Raw genomic sequence first — 19,006 nt, 5'->3', positions numbered from 1 at the left:
TCGGCACGGTGCCGTGCCCTCAGAGGGTGGCCGTCACCTTCTTCAGGCCGCGCGGCGCGTCCGGGTCCTCGCCCCGGGCCAGTGCCAGCGAGAGCGCGAGCTGCTGCAACGGCAGGATGTCGAGCAGCGGCGAGTAGCGCTCGTCGACCTCCGGCACGGCGAGCCGCCCCGAGGCGCCCGCGATGTCGTGCGCACCGATAGTGACGACGTCGGCACGGCGCTCGCCGAGCCGGGCGACGACCTCCGCCATCGAGCCGCCGCCGGGGCCGCTGCCGGCGACCGCGAGCACCGGCACGTCCGGGTCGGTCATCGCGAGCGGCCCGTGCAGCAGGTCGGCGCCGGAGAAGGCGAGCGCCGGCAGGTAGGAGGTCTCCATCAGCTTGAGGGCGGTCTCGCGGGCGGTCGGGTACGCGTACCCCCGGCCGGTGGTCACCAGCCGCGACGCGAAGCGGTAGCGCTGCGCCAGCTCCTCGGCGCCGTGCTCCGCCAGGGTCCGCTCGGCGAGCTCGGGCAGCCGGGCGAGCGCCTCCCGCTCCCCGGCCGGCAGCGCGCCGTCGCCGTTGCGGATGCCCTCGACGAGCAGCAGCAGCGCGAGCAGCTCGGCCGTGTAGGTCTTCGTGGCGGCGACCGCCCGCTCGTGGCCGGCAGCCACGTCCACGCTCAGCTCGGCGGTCTCCGCGAGCGTCGAGCCGGGGTTGTTCGTCACCGCGAGGGTGAGAGCACCACTCTCCCGGGCGACTTTCAGCACCTCGGTGAGGTCGGGCGAGCCACCGCTCTGGCTGACCCCCACGACGAGCGCGCCGGTGAGGTCGGGGCGCGCGCCGTAGAGCGTGATCGCGCTCGGCGAGGCGAGTCCGACGGGGATGCCCAGCCGGATCTCCGTCAGGTACGCCCCGTAGAGCGCGGCGTGGTCCGACGTGCCCCGCCCCACGAACACGACGTGCTTGGGGCGCTGCTCGGCGACCGCGGCGGCCACCTTCGCGATCGCGGCCGCGGCCTCGCCCTCGAGGAGCCGCGCGTATCCCGCCGGCTGCTCCGCGATGTCGGCCGCCATCCCCTGGCCTCGCTGCGTCACTGGTCCTCCCCTGTCGCGCCTGCTGCTCGTACGCTGCGCAGTGTTGCACTTTTGAGCGCGGAAACGCAACGTTCTGAGCATGAACGCGCAGCATTCGGGGACTGACATATTGGTGCGGTTCGCCTAGGCTCGCCAATGGCTTCACGGCGTGCTTTCCGGCATGCCACCCGGCGTGTTCCGCGCGATGTCACCGGCGGCATCGGCCACGCGCGCAAGGAAGGCACGGCCATGGACGATGCCCGGCGCTCCGCCGCCCGCGAGCTGGAGCATGCCCGCACGGCCCTCGACCGCGGCGACCTCGCCGGCGCCGCCGACCACGTGGCCGGCGCCATCGCCCACGCCCCCACCCTGCCGGAGATCCAGGATCTGCTGAGCCTGCTCGCCGAGCGCGCGGACGGCGCCCTGGAGCTCTTCCCGCTCGAGCAGCACGCGTTCGTCGGCACGGTCGTCGCCCGCGCCCACCTGCTCGCCGCCGCCGGCCGCCCCGAGGACGGCCTGCCGCTGCTGGCCGCCGCCAGCGGGCACACCCCGGGCGTCGACTGGGCGGGCGTCCCCTGGGTCAGCGAGCCGGGGCTGGGCGCCCGGATGGAGCCGGGCATCCTCGCGCGCGTCGTGATGCAGCTGTGCACGGCGATCGGCGACCCGGCGCCGGAGGGCGGGCTGGCGGCGCTGCGGCCGTACCTGACGCTGGTCGGGCACGCCGTGACCGCGCACCCGGAGCACGCGATGCTGCTCGGCGCGGGCTCGGCCCTGGCCCGCCGGCTCGGCGAGGCCGACCTGGCGGTGGAGTGGGCGCTGCGCGGGACCCGGCTGCGGCCCTCGAAACTGGCGGAGATCTGGCTGGGGTACGCGTACCGCAGCGCCGGCCGCATCCCCGAGTCCCTGGCCGCCCTGCGCCGCGCGGTCATGTACGACCCCGAGGACCTCTCCGTCTACGCCGACATCGCCGGCACGCTCGCCGACGCCGGCCGCCTCGACGACGCCCTCCTCTGGATCGACCGCGCCCTGTCCCTCGACCCCGGCTTCGAGTGCGCGGTCCACACCGGCCACCGCCTGCGCTACCAGGCCGACGGCGACCTCACCCACCTGGTCCGGCTCGCCGACTTCCAGCGCGACCACCCCGACGACAGCCACGAGCACACCGACCTCGCCGAGTGCTGCGCCGACCAGCCGTGGCTGAGCCGGGTGCCGTCCGCCCCGGACGCCCCGGTCGACCCCGCCCGCCTCACCGCCGTCCCGCTCGCCGCGGGCTACCCCCTCGCCTACACCGGCGCCGGCCCCGAAGCCGTCGCCCGCCTCCACCGCCTGGCCCACCCGCTGTGGCCGCACCCGCCCGCCGCCTACGACGCCGCGCTCGGCCTCGTCCTCGTCCCCCCGGCCGAGTTGCTCGCCCTGGTCGCCGACCCCCCGCCCGCCCCCGACGACGAGGTGGGCCGGGCGCTGGCCGCCCACGACCCCACCCTCTGGGCCCGCTGCGCCCGGGTCTGGGCCTGCCTCGGCCTGCTCCACCACGACACCGACCAGTCCTGGAGCGAGTCGGCCCGGCGCCGCCACCTGGTGGACCTGGCCACCGGCGGCCTCGACACCATCACCGAGGCGGCCCTCTTCGCCCTCGTCACCTACGCCTGGGTCGACCCGGGCGCCCGCTCCGACGTGGCCGGCCTGATGACCCGCCGCCTCGACGACGCGGCCGCCGCCCGGCTCGCCGGCCTCATCAGCGACGCCCTGGCCTGGTCGATCGCGCAGCTCGCCCTCGCCACCCCGGACGTCGGCACCGAGGCCCGCGAGCGTGCGGCAGCCCTGGTCCACGAGCTCGAAAGCGTCACCGCCCCGGTCCCCCGCCAGCGCACCCGCCGCGCCGGCCGCCTCCGCCGCTGGTTCTCCGGCCGCTGACCTCCACCCGCCGGCCCGCTCCGGCGCACCCGGGCGCGACACACGGGCGCACTCGCTCCGGCGCGACTGGCAGCGACGTAGCGGCCGCCGCCGAACCGACCGACGAGCGGGCGGGGCGGGCGGCATTCAAGACGCGCCTGCCGTCCCGTCGGCGTGCGCCCGTCCCGTTGGCGGGCGGCGGCCCGTCGGCTTGTGCCCGTCCCCGGCATGCCGGCGGCGGCCCGGAGGGCGGGCGGCCCGGTGGGCGGCCCGCGGCTGTGGACGGTGGCTACTCGATGACGGCGATCAGGTCGCCCTCCTGGACGACGTCGCCCTCGTGGACGGAGAGCTCCTTGAGGGTGCCATCGGACTCGGCGAGGACCGGGATCTCCATCTTCATGGACTCGAGGATCACGAGCGTGTCGCCCTCCGCGACCTCGGCGCCCGGGGCGGCGACGACCTTCCAGACGTTCGCCACCATCTCAGCTCGGATCTCGTCGGCCACGATGCCGTCCTCCCGCCAGTCGCTGTGGACCTCATCCAATCATGAGGGGCGGGTCCGAGCCCAGCGGCCGGACAAGCAACGCGGGGCGACTACCATCGGCGGGTCGGACAGGGCACGCGGTTCCGCCGCGGCCCGTCCGGGAGAGCTCGGAGGCGGCGGGCGGCGGTGCCGTGCGGCGCGTCCGGAGAAGCAGCGACGACAGGAGAGCGGTCATGGCGAAGAAGGCCCGGAAGAAGAAGGCTCGTAAGAAGAGCGGCGCGAACCACGGCAAGCGTCCCAACTCCTGAGCCGTGGCATGACGAAGGGCCCGCACCGGACATCCGGTTGCGGGCCCTTTCCACGTCGGGAGCGCCTACGGCACCCCAGACGCGTCAGCCGTCAGTAGCGCTGCGGCATCCAGCGCTACACCCTGGGCGCGCCAGTCGTTAAAAGCGCTGCGCGTGGGGAACCGCTCAAGGCCCCGGCGCGCCAGTCGTCACGAGCTCTGGGCGTGGAACCGCCGGGAGCCGGCGGCGCCCCGGGTGTCCGGGGCGCCGAGGGTCGTTACGGCAGGTACTCGTGGCTCTCGGCCTCGACGACGTGCTCGCTCAGTTTGATCTTGATGCGCTCGCGCAGCTCCTTGGGCGCCGTCTCGTCGCCGCAGCAGCGGGCGACGAGCGCCTTGACCTCGTGCTCGATGCCGTACTCCCGGAGGCAGTCGGAGCAGTCGTCGAGGTGGTGCTTGATCAGCGCGCGGCGCTCGTCGCTGCACTCCAGGTCGAGGTAGAGATACACCTCGCTGATCACGACGTCGCAGTCGGCCTTCTGGTCGTCGTCGTTCATGTCGCTCACGCCTCCTGTGCGGCGGGAGCGCCGGACGTGCGGGTGACACCGCGGTCGGACGCGTACTGCTCGAGCATCTTGCGCAGGTTACGGCGTCCGCGGTGCAGGCGCGACATGACGGTGCCGATGGGCGTGCCCATGATGTCGGCGATCTCCTTGTACGAGAAACCCTCGACATCGGCGAGGTAGACGGCGAGACGGAACTCCTCGGGCAGCTGCTGCAGCGCGTCCTTGATGTCGCTGTCGGGCAGCCGGTCCAGCGCCTCGGTCTCGGCCGAGCGCAGGCCCTGCGACGTGTGCGACTCGCTCGAGGCGAGCTGCCAGTCGGTGATCTCCTCCGTGGGCGCCTGGACGGGCTGCCGCTGCTTGCGCCGGTAGGAGTTGATGTAGGTGTTGGTCAGGATGCGGTAGAGCCAGGCCTTGAGGTTGGTGCCCTCCTCGAACTGGTGGAACGCGGAGAACGCCTTGAGGAACGTCTCCTGCACCAGGTCCTCGGCGTCGGCCGGGTTCCGCGTCATGCGCAGCGCGGCAGCATAGAGCTGATCCACGAAGGGCATGGCGTCACGCTCGAAGCGTGCCCGGTCCTCGTCGGTCCGCGCGCTCCGCTTGGTCCTGCTGGTCCGCTCTGCTGGCGTCACCCGCACCTCTCCCCTCGACTGCCCCGCCGAGGATACGGGTAGTGCCCCGCTGACGGTTTCGAAAACCGCCGGTGTGCTGACACTCACCGATGGCGTGACCGCCGGGGACGTCGCGGCGGGCCACTCCGGGGAATGCAGAAGCTCCTGCACCTTGCGGGCGTGGAGACCGCCCCGCGCGGCGAAACCTGTTCCGGCATGCACCTGAGGTACCCCTTCCGACGTACAGCCTTCCGGGTGGTGTAACCGAGAACCCCCTGTCCGCATTCCGAGTGGCATCGATCAGTGTGCCCACGCATTCCGGCGCAACCAGTCGACCACGGCGGCGGCCGTGCCGGGCAGGTCCTTGCGCAGGTCGTGCACGGCGCCGGGACGCACGACGACCGACACGTTTCCGCTGGCCACCGGCACTCCGAACGGGTCCCGGTCGCCGTTGACGACCAGGGTGGGCAGGGTCGGCGACAGCTCCCCGGCCCGGCTCTTCTCCGGCTTGCCCGGCGGGTGCAGCGGGAAGGCGAGCGCGAGCACACCGGCAGCACCGACAGCGGAGGCAGTGCGACACGCCACTCGGGCCCCGCTGGACCTGCCACCGACGATCAGCGGCAGAGAAGAGGCGGTCAGCGGCAGCGGCGAGGCGGTCAGCGGCAGCGGCGAGGCGGCCGACGGCAGGGAAGAAGCGGTCGACGGCAGGGAAGACGCAGTCGGCGGCAGCGGAGAGGACAGCGCGGTGACCACCGCGGTCCAGGCCTCGTCGAGGTGGGTGGCGGGAGCGGGCGCCCGGCGGCCGGCGACCCGGTAGGGCTGGGTGACCAGGGCCACGCTCACCCCCGCCGCCACCGCGGCGTCGTGGACGGCGGTCAGGTCGGGCGCGTCGACGTCGCCGCCGGCGCCGTGCCCCAGGACGAGCAACGCCCCGGGAGCAGCGGCGGGATCCGTGATGCGGACCCGCGCCGTGCCCCGGGGCGTGGTGATCTCGAGCTCCCGCACGGGAACCAACCTAGCGTGCGGTCGACTCCAGCGTGAGCAGCTTGCGGTCCGCCTCGTCCGGGCCGTCGTCGACCGGGTCGCCGTTCGGCTGGACCCGCTCGCGCCAGGCGATCAGCATGGCCCGCCGCTCGCGGGGCGTCGTGCCGCCCCAGACGCCGTGGCAGTCGCCGACCTGCAGGGCCCAGGCCAGGCAGGCCCCCCGGACGTCGCACGAGCCGCAGAGCGCGACGGCGCCCTCGGTCGGCTCGTTGGGCGCCGGGAAGAACGTCTCCGGATCGACGGTGCGGCAGGCGCCGCGGGTGCGCCAGGCCTCGTCGGACCGGCGCTCGTCGAGAGCCTCCAGCAGCCGTGGATCACGGCGTGCGATAGCCACCTCGTGTGGACGCGGCATACGTGCGCGTGTCATCAGCCCACCTCCCCCGTGGGTGCCGGCTGGGCTGTGGTGCCGCGGTCCGCACGGTACGAACCGTCACCACGCCGGCGCAGTTTTCTACCGCACGGAGAAGAGCGGGAACAAGGGGCTTATCTATTTCCCAACAAACTTTCCAGTAACGGAACGTGCCATACCCGGGCGAATACCGTCACCTGGCACGGCGTTCCGGCGAATTCGGACATGGTCCGTTTTCGCAATCCATGGGAGCGCGCCCACGGATGTTCATCTGATCATGACGATCAGAACAGCGTCCCTTCGAGAGCGGGCGGCGCGAGCGCGGGAGACGCGGGAGCGGGAGCTGTCAACTGCGGCCCGTTGTTGCGCACATTGCCGACGGCCGCGCCCACCGGGCGTACCTCGATCAGGGTGTCGAGCTCGCCGGCCGTGAGCGGCCGCAGCAGGCCGGGCTCCGCGGTGTCGGCGGCCAGCCACTCGTCCCACCGCGCGGGCGGGAGGATCAAGGGCATCCGATCATGTACGCGAGACAGGTCACCGAGCGCCGCGGTGGTGATGACGCCGCAGGTCATCGTCCCCTCGCGCCGCGTCCAGAGCCCCGCGAAGGCGAGCACCGACCCGTCGCGCGGCGTCATGTAGAAGGGCTGCTTGCGTTTGCCGTCGCGCACCCACTCGAACCAGCCGTCGGCCGGCACCAGGCAGCGCCGCCGCTCGAACGAGGACTTGAAGGCGGGCAGCCGGTCGACCGTCTCGGCCCGCGCGTTGATCATCGTGCCCTTGTGCCCCGGCAGGCCCCAGCGCACCGTGTCGACCACCCGGGCCGCGTGGCTGCTCGACACCCGGACCACGGGCACCGGGTCGGTGGGCGCCACGTTCCAGCTCGGGGCGGGCGCCTCCGCCACGGGCACGGCGTCGAAGAGCCGGCTCAGGTCCGCCTCGCTCTTCGTCGTCGCGTAACGCCCGCACATGGGCCCGACAGTACGCCGTACGCCAGCAACCCGCTGACCCGTACGGCCGGTGTCGGGACAACCCGGCAGAATGAGAGCCGTGACAGCAGCAGCCCGCCCCTGGACGGCGCCCGTGGCCACCGGACCGGTCACGGCGTCCGTGCGCCTGCCCGGCTCCAAGTCGATGACCGCTCGCGCCCTGGTGCTCAGCGCGCTCGCCGACGGCCCCTCGACGATCGTGCGCCCGCTGCGGGCCCGCGACACCACGCTGATGGCCTCCGCCCTCACGGCCCTGGGCTCGACCGTCGACACGACCGGGGGAAAGAGTCCGGCCGGCGAGGAGAGCTGGACCGTGACGCCCGGGCCGCTGCACGGGCCCGCCACCGTGGACGTCGGGCTGGCCGGCACCGTCATGCGCTTCCTGCCCCCGGTGGCCGCGCTGGCCTCCGGGACGGTCGAGTTCGACGGCGACCCGCATGCGCGCAACCGGCCGCTGCGTCCCATCCTCGACGCGCTGCGGGCGCTCGGCGCGACCCTCGAAGCCTCGCCCACCGGCGGGCTGCCGCTGACCGTGGCCGGGGCGGGCGGGATCGAGGGGGGCGAGGCGGTCATCGACGCCTCCGGGTCGAGCCAGTTCGTCTCGGGCCTGCTGCTCTCGGCGCCGCGCTTCGCCAAGGGGCTGGTGCTGCGGCACGAGGGCCCGCCCGTGCCGTCCGCGCCGCACCTGCGCATGACCACGCACATGCTGCGCACCGCCGGAGCGGTCGTGGACGAGAGCGTGCCCGACGTGTGGCGCGTCGAGCCCGGCACCCTGCGCGGCCACACGTGGGTGATCGAGCCGGACCTGTCGGGCGCGGCGCCCTTCTTCGCCGCCGCGATGGTGACTGGCGGCGCCGTGACCCTGTCCGGCTGGCCGCGGGAGAGCTGGCAGCCCGTCGACACCCTGACCGACCTGCTGACCCGGATCGGCGCCCGGGTGCAGCAGGGCGACGAGGGGCTGACCGTGCGCGGGACCACCCGGCTGCACGGCATCGAGGCCGACCTGTCCGAGGTCAGCGAGCTCACCCCGGTGATCGCCGCGCTCGCCGCCCTGGCCGACGGGCCGTCGTCGATCCGCGGCGTCGCCCACATCCGCGGCCACGAGACCGACCGGATCGCCGCGCTGGCCCGCGAGCTGCGCAAGGTCGGCGCCGAGGTCACCGAGCACCACGACGGGCTCGACATCACCCCCGGGCCGCTGCGGGGCGCGTCCTTCGAGACGTACGCCGACCACCGGATGGCCCACGCCGCGGCGGTGATCGGCCTCGCGGTGAGCGGGGTCGAGCTGACCGACGTAGCGTGTACGTCCAAGACCCTGCCCGAGTTCCCCGAGCTCTGGGCCGGCCTGGTGACCGCCGCGTCCCCGGGGCCGGCGAAGTCCCCGGGGTCGGCGCAGATGACAGGGAGCTGATCCTGCCGGCACGCAAGCGGGAGTACGACGAGGACGACGTCCGGGTCCGGCCGGGCCGGTCGTCCCGTCCGCGTACCAGGACCCGGCCCAAGCACGAGGACGCCGTGGAGGCGCTGGTCATCACCGTGGACCGGGGCCGCTACGGCTGCGTCCGCGAGGATGCCGAGAGCCAGGACGAGCTGATCACCGCCATGCGCGCGCGGGAGCTCGGCCGCAAGTCGGTCGTGGTCGGCGACCGGGTGTCCCTGGTGGGTGACGTCTCCGGCGCGCCCGGGGCGCTGGCCCGCATCGTCCGGATCAGCGAGCGCACCTCGGTGCTGCGGCGCACGGCGGACGACGACGACACCACGCCGGAGGGCCGCCTCGAGCGCGTGGTCGTGGCCAACGCCGACCGGCTGGTCATCGTGAGCGCGCTGGCCGACCCGCAGCCGCGGACGGGCTTCATCGACCGGTGCCTGGTCGCCGCGTACGACGCCGACGTCGAGCCCCTCCTCTGCCTGACCAAGGCCGACCTGGCCGGCCCCGCGCAGGTCCTCGGCTACTACGCCGAGCTCGACCTGCCGTACGTGCTGGTGGAGCCGGAGAGCGACCTGGCCGAGCTGCGCGAGCACCTGGCCGATCGCATCTCCGTGCTGGTCGGCCACTCGGGCGTCGGCAAGTCCACGCTCGTCAACCGGCTGGTGCCCGACGCGCTGCGGGCGACCGGCGTGGTGAGCGCGGTCGGCAAGGGCCGGCACACGTCGACCAGCGCGGTGGCGTTGCGGCTGCCCCGGGTCCGCCGGAAGGGCGACCCGGGCTGGATCGTCGACACGCCCGGGATCCGCAGCTTCGGCCTGGCCCACGTGAGCGCCGACAGCCTGTTGCACGGCTTCCCGGACCTGGTCGAGGGTACGGTCGACTGCCCGCCCAACTGCGGCCACACGGCGGCCGACGTCGACTGCGCGCTGGACGCCTGGGTGGCGGCGGGTAAGGCCGATCCGCGGCGGCTCGCCTCCTACCGCCGCCTGTTGAGCAGCCGGGCGGGCGACCTCGACCCGCGCGACCAGATGGAGTGATGGTGCCGTACACCGATGACCTGGCCTTGGCGCACCTGCTGGCCGACACCGCCGACGCGATCTCGATGGACCGCTTCCGCGCGCTCGATCTGGCGGTCGAGTCGAAGCCGGACCTGACCCCGGTCTCGGACGCCGACACCGCGGTCGAGCAGGCGCTGCGGGCCACCCTGGCGCGCGCCCGGCCCCGCGACGGCGTCATCGGCGAGGAGTTCGGCAGCACGACCGCGCCCGCCGGGCAGGGCAACCGGAGCTGGGTGATCGACCCGATCGACGGCACCAAGAACTTCATCCGCGGCGTCCCGATCTGGGGCACGCTGATCGCCCTGCTGGAGGGCGACCGGCCGGTGGCCGGGCTGGTGTCGGCGCCCGCCCTGGGCCGGCGCTGGTGGGGCGCCATCGGGCACGGCGCCTACGCGGGCAAGCACCAGCGCGCCGCCACGCGGATCACCGTCTCCTCGGTGCGCCGGCTGGCCGACGCGAGCCTGGCCTACGCCAGCCTCCCCGACTGGGAGAAGGCGGGCTACCTCGAGCCCATGCTCGGCCTCATGCGCGACTCGTGGCGCAGCCGCGGCTACGGCGACTTCTACGGCTACATGCTGCTCGCCGAGGGCGCCGTGGACGCGATGGTCTACCCGGACCTCTCGCTCTGGGACGTCGCCGCGCTGATCCCGATCGTCGCCGAGGCGGGCGGGCGCATCACCGACCTGACCGGCCGCCCGGCCCCCGGCGACGGCAGCGCGATCGCGACCAACGGCCATCTGCACGAAGATGTTTTGGAGCGGCTGGCCCGCGGGCGCCGCTGAGGACGCCATAAACTCGCCTGGTGATCTCGGCCGGCTGGATCTTCCTCGCCGCGATGATCGCGGCGTACGGCGTGGCCAACCTGCTGCAGTCCGTCGCCGCGACGCGCACCACCGTGCATCACACCTTCGACCCGCAGCTGCTGGTGCGTCTGGCCGGCCACCGCACGTATCTGCTGGGCCTGGGCTGCCAGGTGCTGGGCTTCGTGCTGGCCTTCCTCGCCCGTCGCGACCTGCCGCTGTTCCTGGTGCAGGCCAGCGTGGCGGCGGGCCTGGGCGTGACCGCGCTGCTGGGCGTCCTGATCCTGAAGTGGAGCCTGCCGGCGGCCGAGGTGGCCCTCCTGGGCCTGCTGCTGGCGGGCATCACGGCGCTGGTCGTCTCGGCCCAGCCCGCGCCCGCCCGCCAGCTGGGCACGGCGGGGCTGGCCGGCCTGGCCGTCGCCCTCGCGCTGCTGGGGGTGCTGGGCTTCTTCTCGGTACGCCTGCACGGCGCCCTCGGCTCGGTCGTGCTCGGCTCCCTGGCCGGCGTGGCCTTCTCCGCGGCGGCGATCGCGGCCCGGCCGCTGGCGACCGAGCACACGTTCGCGGGTCTGTGCGGCAGCCCGCTGCTCTGGCTGCTCGTGGCGCACTCGATCGTCGGCCAGCTCCTGCTCGGCCTGGCCATGCAGCGGGGCTCCACCACGGCCGCCGTGGCCGCCATGGACGCCGCCGGGGCCGTCCCGGCCGCCATCGTCGGCCTGGCCCTGCTCGGCGACCGCATCCACCCGGGCCGCGAGTGGCTCGCGGGGGTCGGATTCGTCATCACGCTGGCCGCGGTGGTGGCCCTCACCCGTTACGCCGAGCCGCAGCACCATCACCACACCCGCCCGCACGCCGAGCCGGCCCTGCACCCGGCCGCACGCTGACCGCCCGATCGCGGCATGACCCCGGATCCAGGGGGTACAGCTCGATGGTCAACAGCCACTTATGGCGCGAAAAGCGCATTGACCGGTAAAGCGGTCACGCGCCGGTAATGCGAAAATCGTACGCGTTATGCAGAATGGGGCTTCACGTCTCCGCGCGGGATCACGGCGCTGATCTCCACTGCGCTGCACAGTCCTCAGGGGAGCGATCATGCCGAGTGAGGTCCGACATCGGGTCGACGGCGGGCACGCCTTTCCGGTCGTCCGGCTGGACGGCGTGCTCGACGCCGGGTCCGCCCCGGCGGTCCGGGCGGCGCTGCTCGGCGTGCTCGGCGGGCAGCCCGAGGCGATGGTGGTCGACGTGCGCGGACTCACGCTCGGCGCGCCGGAGGCCACGGGCGTCCTGGCCGACGTGGCGCGGCAGGCCGCCGGCTGGCCGGGGTCCCGGCTGGTCCTCTGCACCGGCGCCGGGCAGGACGGCTGGCACGCCACCGGGCTGCGGACCGAGCCCGGCGTCGAGGCCGCGCTGGCGGAGCTGGGCCGGCCACACCCCGCGGACTTCCTGAGCGTGACGCTGGAGCCGGTGATCGGGGCGGCGCGGCGGTCCCGCGAGCTCGTCGCCGAGGCGTGCGCCCGGTGGGACCTCGTGACGCTGGCCGGTCCGGCGTGCATCGTCGTCACCGAGCTGGTCAACAACGTGGTCGCGCACTCCCGGACGGCGATGACCGTCTTCGCGTCCCGGCGCGGCGAGCTGCTGCTCGTGGCGGTGCGCGACGAGGACGCCACGATCCCGCGGTTCACCGGGAGCCCGGTGCCGGCCACGTCGTACGGGGGCCGGGGCCTGCTCCTCATCGACTCGGTGGCCGAGCGCTGGGGCTCGCTGGCGCTGCCCGGCGGGAAGGTCGTGTGGGCCGCGCTGTCCGCCGAGCACGAACGGGCACAGCAGGCCGCGGGGTTCGGCACGCCTCAGCCGTAGACGCATGAGCCGCCCGGCCCGTGGGTAGTCTGCGAGCATGCGAGACGACGACTACCCGACCGAGGTGTCCGACCCGGAGGCGTCCGGCCTGCCCGGCACGGCCGACGACGACTCGACCGCGTACGACGAGGTCGACAGCGTGCGCCAGGCCGACGGACCCGACCCCGCGGCGCTCCCGGGCGTGGGACCGGGCGGCGCGAACCGCTACGGCGACACCGCGGAGGAGCAGCGCGCGGGCGAGTCCTTGGAGTACCGCCTGCACCAGGAGGAGCCGGACTTCGGCGCCGAGGAGGCGATCCCGGCCCGGCGCGACCCGTTCGACGAGACGGTGGACGACTCCGAGCAGCGCCAGCTGGACGCCGACGTCTGGGGCCAGAGCCCGACCTCGGATCCGAACTCGCCGGTGTCGCTCTACGACGACGGCCAGCTCGACAGCGACAGCCCCGGCACGGTCGGCCGCCTGGTCGAGACGGACGAGGGCTACGGCTACGACGACGAGCCCGACAGCGTGGCCTACGACGCCGGAGCCGCCGGTGGCGGCGCCTCGGCCGAAGAGGCCGCCATGCACGAGACCAACGCGCCGCGCTACCGCTGAGCCGCGACGCGCTGATCGCGGCCGGCGGCGGCGGCCGCGATCAGTCGAGCCCCTGCTCTATCGCGTAGCGGGTGAGCTCGACCCGGTTGTGCAGTTGCAGCTTGCCGAGCGTGTTCTGCACGTGGTTCTGCACCGTGCGGTGGCTGAGGACCAGACGTTCCGCGATCTGGCGGTACGACAGGCCCTTGGCCACCAGCCGCAGCACCTCGGTCTCGCGCTCGGTGAGCTTCGGCGCGCCCGGGTCCTCCCCCGCGGGCTCGGTCGCGAGCCGGCGGAACTCGCCCAGCACCAGCCCGGCGAGCCCGGGGGTGAAGACCGGGTCGCCCGCGGCCGTCCGCGCCACGGCGTCGAGGAACTCCGCCTGGCCCGACGACTTCAGCAGGTAGCCCGTGGCGCCCGCCTTGACCGCGTCGAGCACGTCCTGCTGCTCGCCGCTGGCCGAGAGCATCAGCACGCGCACGCCCGGCTGCGCAGCCAGCAGCCCGCTGATCACCTCCACGCCGGAGATGTCCGGCAGCTGGAGGTCCAGCACCACCACCTCGGGACGCGCCGCCGGGGCGATCCGCACCGCCTGCCGGCCCTCGCCGACGGTCGCGACCACCTCGTACCCGGCCGCCGCCAGGTCCCGCGCCACGCCGTCCCGCCACATCGGGTGGTCGTCGACCACCATGACCCGCACGCTCACGCCCTCACGATACTGACGCCCGCGGGACGGTCAGCTCCACCTCGGTGCCCTGGTCGGGTGCGGACGTGATGGTGACCGCGCCGCCCAGGTCCCGGATCCGGCCCCGGATGGACTGCGCCATGCCGAGCCGCCCCTGCGACTCCGCCTCGGCCAGCCGCTCCGGGGCCATGCCGCAGCCGTCGTCGCGCACGCTGACGGTCACGGCGTCCGGCTCGTCCTCGACCAGCACCCAGACCTTGGTGCCCGGCTCGCAGTGCCGGGTCACGTTGTCCAGCGCGGCCGCCACGGCGGCGGCGATCTCCGTGGCGGCGGCGGACGGCAGGCGCACGGCGTCCGCGGGCGCCGCGACCGACACGGAGGCCGACGCGTACGGCTCCAGCAGCGTCATCAGGTCCACCTCGGCGTGCTCGTCCACGGGCTCCGCCGACCGCCCCGTGACCAGCGTGCGCAGCGCCGCCTCCTGCTCGCCGGCCAGCCGCGCCAGCTCGCCCGCCTCCCCGCCGAGCCCGGCCCCGCGCCGCTTGACCAGCGCGAGCACCTGCAGCACGGAGTCGTGGATGTCGCGGGCCAGCCGCTCGCGCTCCCGGGTGGCCGCCTCGAGCTGGATCGCGCGCTCGAGCCGCTGCTGGGACGCCTGCGCGACGCCGACGAGATAGCCGACGGCAAGCGCGGCGAGCAGCATGAGGACCGTGCCCGTGTACGCCGCCTGGTCCCAGTGGTTGCGCACGACGAGATCGGTGGCGCCCATGGCCAGGGCCGCCGTGATGCCCCACCGGCGACCGCCGGCGACGGCCCAGGCGATGACCGGCGCCACGTGCCAGGCGACCGCGAGCGTGGGCTTGCCCGCCCGGAGCGCCTCGGCGCCGACGATGTAGCCGCTGGACGCCATCACGCCCATGGTGATCAGCAGGTCGGCGACGAAGAGCGGCGGGCGGCGGCGGGCCGGGTCCGCGTACGCGTAGGTCGTGAACACCGTCCAGCCGGCCGTCAGGGCGAGAACGGGCCAGGCGAGCCCCGGGTGGGCGTACACGCCGATGTTGTTGACGACGAGCGCGGTCACATAGACGAGCGCGGCGATGCGGTAGACGGCGATCGCCCGCCACAGCGACGTCTGCAGGGTCTGCGAGGTCGATGCCGATTCCGCCATGGGCTGACCCTACTCACCCAGCGAAATGATCAGACGTCGCTTACCGTCGAGTCATCGGTACCGAACTGCTGATCTCCGAGGTGTTCGACGCGGGCGGCGTGACCGCCCTGCGGCACACCGTCGCGTCCTGCGCCGGCGAGTCCGGGCTGGGCGGGGACCGGCTGGACGACTTCGTGGTGGCGGTCAACGAACTGCTCACCAACGCCGTACGCCATGGGGGTGGCACCGGTCACGTCACCGTCTGGCGCGCGGACCACGCCGTGGTGTGCGAGGTGAGCGACCGCGGCGCCGGGCTGGCCCCGGTCGAGCCCGGCCGGCCGGCGCCTGACCAGCCGGGAGGCTGGGGGCTCTACCTCGTCCGGGCGCTCACCGACACCTGCGAGATCACCACCGGCCCGGAGGGCACCAGCGTCCGGATCTCCACCAGAACCTGAATCTCTTTTTAATTCCGGCCCCCCGGACTTGACGTTTGCCCGCGAATCTTCTTAGGTCACATGCTGACGGACATGACGATCCCGTCCCGTCGCGCGGCCCCGCCGACGCTCTGACCTCACCGCCCCCGGAGGTTGACCCGTGCCGCGACACAGTGCGCCGCAGTCCGCGCGCCACAGCGCACCGCAGCAGGCTGCCCGCCTGGTGCGGCCCCGGCTCGCGGTGACCCTCGTGGTCGCCGCCGCCGGCCTGGCCACGGCCGTCTGGCTGCCGACCCGTCACGACAGCGCCGACGCCTCCGAGCGTGGCCGCTTTCCCGCCCCGGAGGAGTTCGCCGGCGAGTTCACCGACGACTTCCAGGGCGGCGAGGGCAGCACGGTCGACCCCGGGCTGTGGGAGCTGGCGGACCGCGACCGCTTCGACATGAGCACCCGCAGCGCGCGCCTCGACGGCGCGGGCAACCTGGTGCTGACCGCCCGGGAGAGCCGCCGCCGCGGGATCGTCACCGCCGAGCTGACGACCAAGGAGACCTTCCGCCGCGAGTCGGGGCGGCTCGAGGCGCGGATCCGGGTGCCCGAGGGCCTCGCGCCGGCCTTCGAGGTGGTCACCGAGGCCGGGAAGCTCAACCTGCTGCGGGACGCGAAGCCGGGCGACTTCCACACGTACGCCGTGACGTGGACGCCCGGCTCCCTGCGGGCCGACGTGGACGGGGTGACCGTGCAGGAGGTCTCGGACGTCCCCACCGACCAGGCGTTCCGCCTCTCCCTGAGCCTGGGCGTGCCCGGCGACGACGCGCCGCTGCCGGCCGAGATGCTCGTCGACTTCGTCCGCGTCTCCCCGCTCGACGAGGAGCAGTCGCCGGCGCCCTCCGAGTCTCCTTCCGAGTCCCCCTCCGCGTCTCCTTCCGAGTCTCCTTCGGCGTCCCCCACGCCCTCCGAGAGCCCGTCGGCCTCCCCGGCACCCTCGGAGACCGCCGCGCCCGCGTGGAAGACGTTCGTGGACTACGCGGCCGGTGACGTCGTGAGCTTCGAGGGCGCGGAGTACGAGGTGCTCGAGGCGCACACCTCGCTGCCCGGCTGGGAGCCGACCGCACTCCCGGCTCTGTTCAAAAAACTCTAGAAAAAGTGTGATGCCGGGGGTCGGGGACGGTCTCCCTTGACTGACAGCGGGGAATCTGTAAAGACTCTGTGCAGTCCCCGTCCTCTTCCCCCGGAGGAAACATCCCCATGCGTAAAACCCGCATGTTCCTGGCTGCGGCAGTCGTCGCAGTGACTCTCGGCGGCGGCCTCTACGCCGCCTCGCGCAACGACGCGGCCGACGCGGCCATCGGCGGCATCACCTGGTCCGACGAGTTCAACGGCGCGGCCGGCTCGTCGGTCGACGGCTCGAAGTGGAAGTTCGACACCGGCGGCAGCGGCTTCGGCAACAACGAGCTGCAGAACTACACGACGTCGACGAGCAACGTCTACCAGGACGGCCAGGGCCACCTCGCGATCACCGCGCGCAAGGAGAACCCGAACAACGCCCAGTGCTGGTACGGCACGTGCCAGTACACGTCCGGCCGCATCCTGACGGCCGACAAGTTCTCGCAGACCTACGGCCGGTTCGAGGCCAGCATCAAGATCCCCAAGGGGCAGGGCATCTGGCCGGCCTTCTGGATGCTGGGCGGCAACAGCTGGCCCACCACCGGCGAGATCGACATCATGGAGAACGTCGGCAAGGAGCCCAACACGGTCTACGGCACCGTGCACGGCCCGGGCTACTCCGGTGCGGGCGGCATCGGCGGCAACAAGGTCAACGGCGCGCCGCTCGGTGACGCCTTCCACACGTACGCGGTGGAGTGGTCCCCCAACCTCATCAAGTGGTTCCTCGACGGCCAGCAGTACTTCAGCGTCGACCCGTCGAAGATCAACGGCAACCAGTGGGTGTACGACCACAACTTCTTCATGATCCTGAACGTGGCCGTGGGCGGTAACTGGCCGGGCAACCCCGACGCGAGCACCAGCTTCCCGCAGACCATGCTCGTCGACTGGGTCCGCGTCTCCGGCTGGACCAATGACGGCGGCGGCAGCACCACCCCGCCGCCCTCGACCACCGGCAACGCGCTCAAGTCCACGTTCAGCGGCCGCTGCATCGACATCCCGAACGGCACCGCGACCGACGGCGCCCGGCTGCAGATGTGGGACTGCAACGGCTCGACCGCGCAGAAGTGGACGTTCCAGTCCGACGGCACGCTGCGGGCCCTGGGCAAGTGCTTCGACCCCGCGGGCGGCGCGCTGACCAACGGCACGCCGATCCAGATCGTCACCTGCAACGGCAACCCGGTGCAGCGCTGGACCCTCTCGGGCGCCGGCGACCTGGTCAACATCTCCGCCAACAAGTGCGTCGACATCAAGGACTGGAACGCGAACAACGGCGCCCAGCTCCAGCTGTGGGACTGCGGCGGCACCTCGAACCAGAAGTGGTCGAAGGTCTAGGCCCGGAACAAGTCGCCGTAGACGCGCCAGCTCAGCGGTGTGTTCAGATCGAGGTTGCCGGCCTTGAGGAACACCCGCTGAGCTGTCTGCACCCGGCTGACGTCGCTGTGGGCCTCCTCCTTCTTCATCTCCGCCACGCGGGCGTCGAGGAAGGCGGAGAGCCACTTGATCTCGTCGCCGCCCTGCTTCGGCGGCTTGGCCTTGCGCAGCGCCGCCGAGCGGATGCTGCGCAGCCCTGAGACGCCGTGCATGACCGCGGCGTCGTAGTAGGCGAACTGCCCCAGCGCGCGCAGGCCGTCCGTGCCGGCCATGGTCACCGCGGGGTTGAAGTACATCCGGTCGCGCTCGTCCTCCTGGGTCTTCTGGAAGACCGGGTCGAGGGCGGCCTTGCGCCACGCGGCCGGGAAGCCCGGGTCCAGGCCCGCGTGCGAGTCCGACCCATCCACCGTACGCAGCGCCGGCAGGTACCGCGCCAGCACGTTCTTCGGCTTCCGGCGCGTGTACTCGGTGACCACCGCGAGCATGTCGGACGTCCCGGAACAGAAGCCGACGATCCCGGCCGTGTAGCCGCGCCCGTCCCCGATGTCCTCGATGTAGCCGAACTGGCGGCGCCAGGCGACGGTCGAGTTCTCGGCGCTGGAGACGAGCTTGAACGCCAGCTCCTTCTTCGCCGCCTGGGCGAGCCCCGCCGCGGCGGCCGGCACCGCGAGCGACGTCCCGATCGCGGACTCGGTGGCCGGGGCGACCGGCCCGGGCCCGTACGCCCGCAGGTCCCGCACCGCATAGCCGGTCTCGCCGGCGGACCGCTCCGTCGCCAGCACCCGCAGGTAGCGCCCGGTGCCGGAGAGCTTCTTCAAGTCGTCCGTGCCCCCGTCGCCGCCGCCGGTGCTGTAGAGACCGGTCCAGTTCGCCCCGTCGCCGGAGACCTGCACCGCGTACGAGCGGGCGAACTCCGGCCCCCAGCCGACGCGCACGCGGGTGATCCGCTGGTCGCGGCCGAGGTCGACGCGCAGCCACTGGCTGCCGGCCGGTGAGCCGCTGAGCCACGTCGTGGCCATGTCACCGTCCACGGCGAACCGTCCCGCCACGCCGGCGCCCTGCGTGCTGCTGGCCAGGACGGGCCGGTCGCGCGTGAGCAACAGATCAGGCGCGGCGTCCGCGGTCACCGAGATGACCAGCGGAACCATGCAGACTGCAGCGACGCCGACGACCAGCGCGACCGATTTTGCTCGGATTCCCACCTTATGAAAGGTAGG

Annotated in this window: 21 protein-coding genes; 11 read left to right on the top strand and 10 right to left on the bottom strand. The window is 73.3% G+C overall.

What is annotated here, in order from left to right; translation table 11 throughout:
- Nucleotides 1-19 precede the first annotated feature (19 nt).
- Complete coding sequence (locus RBH18_RS08090) at nt 20-1,054, bottom strand: SIS domain-containing protein (RefSeq protein ID WP_306205353.1); 1,035 nt, start codon at nt 1,052-1,054, stop codon at nt 20-22.
- Between the two features lie 249 nt (nt 1,055-1,303).
- On the opposite strand from RBH18_RS08090, the gene RBH18_RS08085 reads away from it, so the two are divergent.
- Nucleotides 1,304-2,968, top strand: coding sequence for a tetratricopeptide repeat protein (locus tag RBH18_RS08085; protein ID WP_306205330.1), 1,665 nt, complete (start codon nt 1,304-1,306; stop codon nt 2,966-2,968).
- Nucleotides 2,969-3,236: 268 nt separating this feature from the next.
- Here RBH18_RS08085 and RBH18_RS08080 read toward each other — a convergent pair whose 3' ends face one another.
- Nucleotides 3,237-3,452, bottom strand: a complete 216-nt coding sequence (locus tag RBH18_RS08080) for a biotin/lipoyl-binding carrier protein (protein WP_306205329.1) — start codon at nt 3,450-3,452, stop codon at nt 3,237-3,239.
- A 212-nt stretch (nt 3,453-3,664) separates the two neighbouring features.
- Here RBH18_RS08080 and RBH18_RS44080 point away from each other — a divergent pair, with 212 nt between their 5' ends.
- Nucleotides 3,665-3,739: a 50S ribosomal protein bL37 gene (locus RBH18_RS44080; RefSeq protein ID WP_369700219.1), complete on the top strand. Its 75-nt coding sequence runs from the start codon at nt 3,665-3,667 to the stop codon at nt 3,737-3,739.
- A gap of 256 nt (nt 3,740-3,995) precedes the next feature.
- On the opposite strand, the gene rsrA is transcribed toward RBH18_RS44080, so the two are convergent.
- The 5 genes from rsrA to RBH18_RS08055 form a co-directional block, all read right to left on the bottom strand.
- Nucleotides 3,996-4,274, bottom strand: coding sequence for a mycothiol system anti-sigma-R factor (gene rsrA, locus RBH18_RS08075; RefSeq protein WP_306205328.1), 279 nt, complete (start codon nt 4,272-4,274; stop codon nt 3,996-3,998).
- 5 nt (nt 4,275-4,279) lie between these two features.
- Nucleotides 4,280-5,113 (bottom strand): sigma-70 family RNA polymerase sigma factor, encoded by an 834-nt coding sequence (locus RBH18_RS08070; protein WP_306205327.1) that lies wholly within the window; start codon nt 5,111-5,113, stop codon nt 4,280-4,282.
- A gap of 78 nt (nt 5,114-5,191) precedes the next feature.
- Entirely contained in the window at nt 5,192-5,896 is a 705-nt protein-coding gene (locus RBH18_RS08065; protein ID WP_306205326.1) for an alpha/beta hydrolase family protein, read from the bottom strand.
- Nucleotides 5,897-5,906: 10 nt separating this feature from the next.
- Nucleotides 5,907-6,302 (bottom strand): WhiB family transcriptional regulator, encoded by a 396-nt coding sequence (locus tag RBH18_RS08060; protein ID WP_306205325.1) that lies wholly within the window; start codon nt 6,300-6,302, stop codon nt 5,907-5,909.
- 266 nt (nt 6,303-6,568) lie between these two features.
- Nucleotides 6,569-7,252: an SOS response-associated peptidase gene (locus tag RBH18_RS08055; RefSeq protein ID WP_306205324.1), complete on the bottom strand. Its 684-nt coding sequence runs from the start codon at nt 7,250-7,252 to the stop codon at nt 6,569-6,571.
- 79 nt (nt 7,253-7,331) lie between these two features.
- Between RBH18_RS08055 and aroA the strand changes: the two genes are divergently transcribed.
- The 6 genes from aroA (at nt 7,332) to RBH18_RS08025 (ending at nt 13,009) form a co-directional block, all read left to right on the top strand.
- Nucleotides 7,332-8,681, top strand: a complete 1,350-nt coding sequence (gene aroA / locus RBH18_RS08050) for a 3-phosphoshikimate 1-carboxyvinyltransferase (protein WP_372338886.1) — start codon at nt 7,332-7,334, stop codon at nt 8,679-8,681.
- A gap of 2 nt (nt 8,682-8,683) precedes the next feature.
- A complete protein-coding gene (rsgA, locus tag RBH18_RS08045; protein ID WP_306205352.1) occupies nt 8,684-9,736 on the top strand; it encodes a ribosome small subunit-dependent GTPase A in 1,053 nt (350 codons plus the stop codon).
- On the top strand, nt 9,736-10,539 hold the full coding sequence (gene hisN, locus RBH18_RS08040) for a histidinol-phosphatase (RefSeq protein WP_306205322.1): 804 nt from the start codon (nt 9,736-9,738) through the stop codon (nt 10,537-10,539). Before rsgA ends, hisN begins: the two co-directional genes overlap by 1 nt.
- A 53-nt stretch (nt 10,540-10,592) precedes the next feature.
- Nucleotides 10,593-11,441: a hypothetical protein gene (locus tag RBH18_RS08035; RefSeq protein ID WP_306205351.1), complete on the top strand. Its 849-nt coding sequence runs from the start codon at nt 10,593-10,595 to the stop codon at nt 11,439-11,441.
- A 208-nt stretch (nt 11,442-11,649) separates the two neighbouring features.
- Nucleotides 11,650-12,414, top strand: coding sequence for an anti-anti-sigma factor (locus RBH18_RS08030; RefSeq protein ID WP_306205321.1), 765 nt, complete (start codon nt 11,650-11,652; stop codon nt 12,412-12,414).
- Nucleotides 12,415-12,451: 37 nt separating this feature from the next.
- Entirely contained in the window at nt 12,452-13,009 is a 558-nt protein-coding gene (locus tag RBH18_RS08025; RefSeq protein WP_306205320.1) for a DUF5709 domain-containing protein, read from the top strand.
- Between the two features lie 40 nt (nt 13,010-13,049).
- Here the strand turns inward: RBH18_RS08025 and RBH18_RS08020 are convergent, their stop codons facing one another.
- Both RBH18_RS08020 and macS read right to left on the bottom strand, forming a co-directional pair.
- Nucleotides 13,050-13,679, bottom strand: a complete 630-nt coding sequence (locus tag RBH18_RS08020) for a response regulator (protein ID WP_306205350.1) — start codon at nt 13,677-13,679, stop codon at nt 13,050-13,052.
- Between the two features lie 19 nt (nt 13,680-13,698).
- Nucleotides 13,699-14,841 (bottom strand): MacS family sensor histidine kinase, encoded by a 1,143-nt coding sequence (gene macS / locus RBH18_RS08015; RefSeq protein WP_306205319.1) that lies wholly within the window; start codon nt 14,839-14,841, stop codon nt 13,699-13,701.
- 80 nt (nt 14,842-14,921) lie between these two features.
- Here macS and RBH18_RS08010 point away from each other — a divergent pair, with 80 nt between their 5' ends.
- The 3 genes from RBH18_RS08010 to RBH18_RS08000 all read left to right on the top strand — a co-directional run bounded on the left by RBH18_RS08010 (nt 14,922) and on the right by RBH18_RS08000 (nt 17,750).
- Nucleotides 14,922-15,275, top strand: coding sequence for an ATP-binding protein (locus RBH18_RS08010; RefSeq protein ID WP_306205318.1), 354 nt, complete (start codon nt 14,922-14,924; stop codon nt 15,273-15,275).
- A 139-nt stretch (nt 15,276-15,414) separates the two neighbouring features.
- Nucleotides 15,415-16,392 (top strand): carbohydrate-binding protein, encoded by a 978-nt coding sequence (locus RBH18_RS08005; protein WP_306205317.1) that lies wholly within the window; start codon nt 15,415-15,417, stop codon nt 16,390-16,392.
- A gap of 107 nt (nt 16,393-16,499) precedes the next feature.
- A complete protein-coding gene (locus RBH18_RS08000; RefSeq protein WP_306205316.1) occupies nt 16,500-17,750 on the top strand; it encodes a family 16 glycosylhydrolase in 1,251 nt (416 codons plus the stop codon).
- On the opposite strand, the gene RBH18_RS07995 is transcribed toward RBH18_RS08000, so the two are convergent.
- Nucleotides 17,747-18,991, bottom strand: a complete 1,245-nt coding sequence (locus tag RBH18_RS07995; RefSeq protein ID WP_306205315.1) for a chitosanase — start codon at nt 18,989-18,991, stop codon at nt 17,747-17,749. The two genes, RBH18_RS08000 and RBH18_RS07995, sit on opposite strands and share 4 nt — an antisense overlap.
- Nucleotides 18,992-19,006: the final 15 nt, after the last annotated feature.

The sequence above is a fragment of the Actinoplanes oryzae genome, from assembly GCF_030757795.1.
In the GTDB taxonomy this organism is placed as follows: domain Bacteria; phylum Actinomycetota; class Actinomycetes; order Mycobacteriales; family Micromonosporaceae; genus Actinoplanes.
Note: the sequence above shows the minus strand (reverse complement) of the source record. Positions and strands in the feature narration are given on the sequence as shown.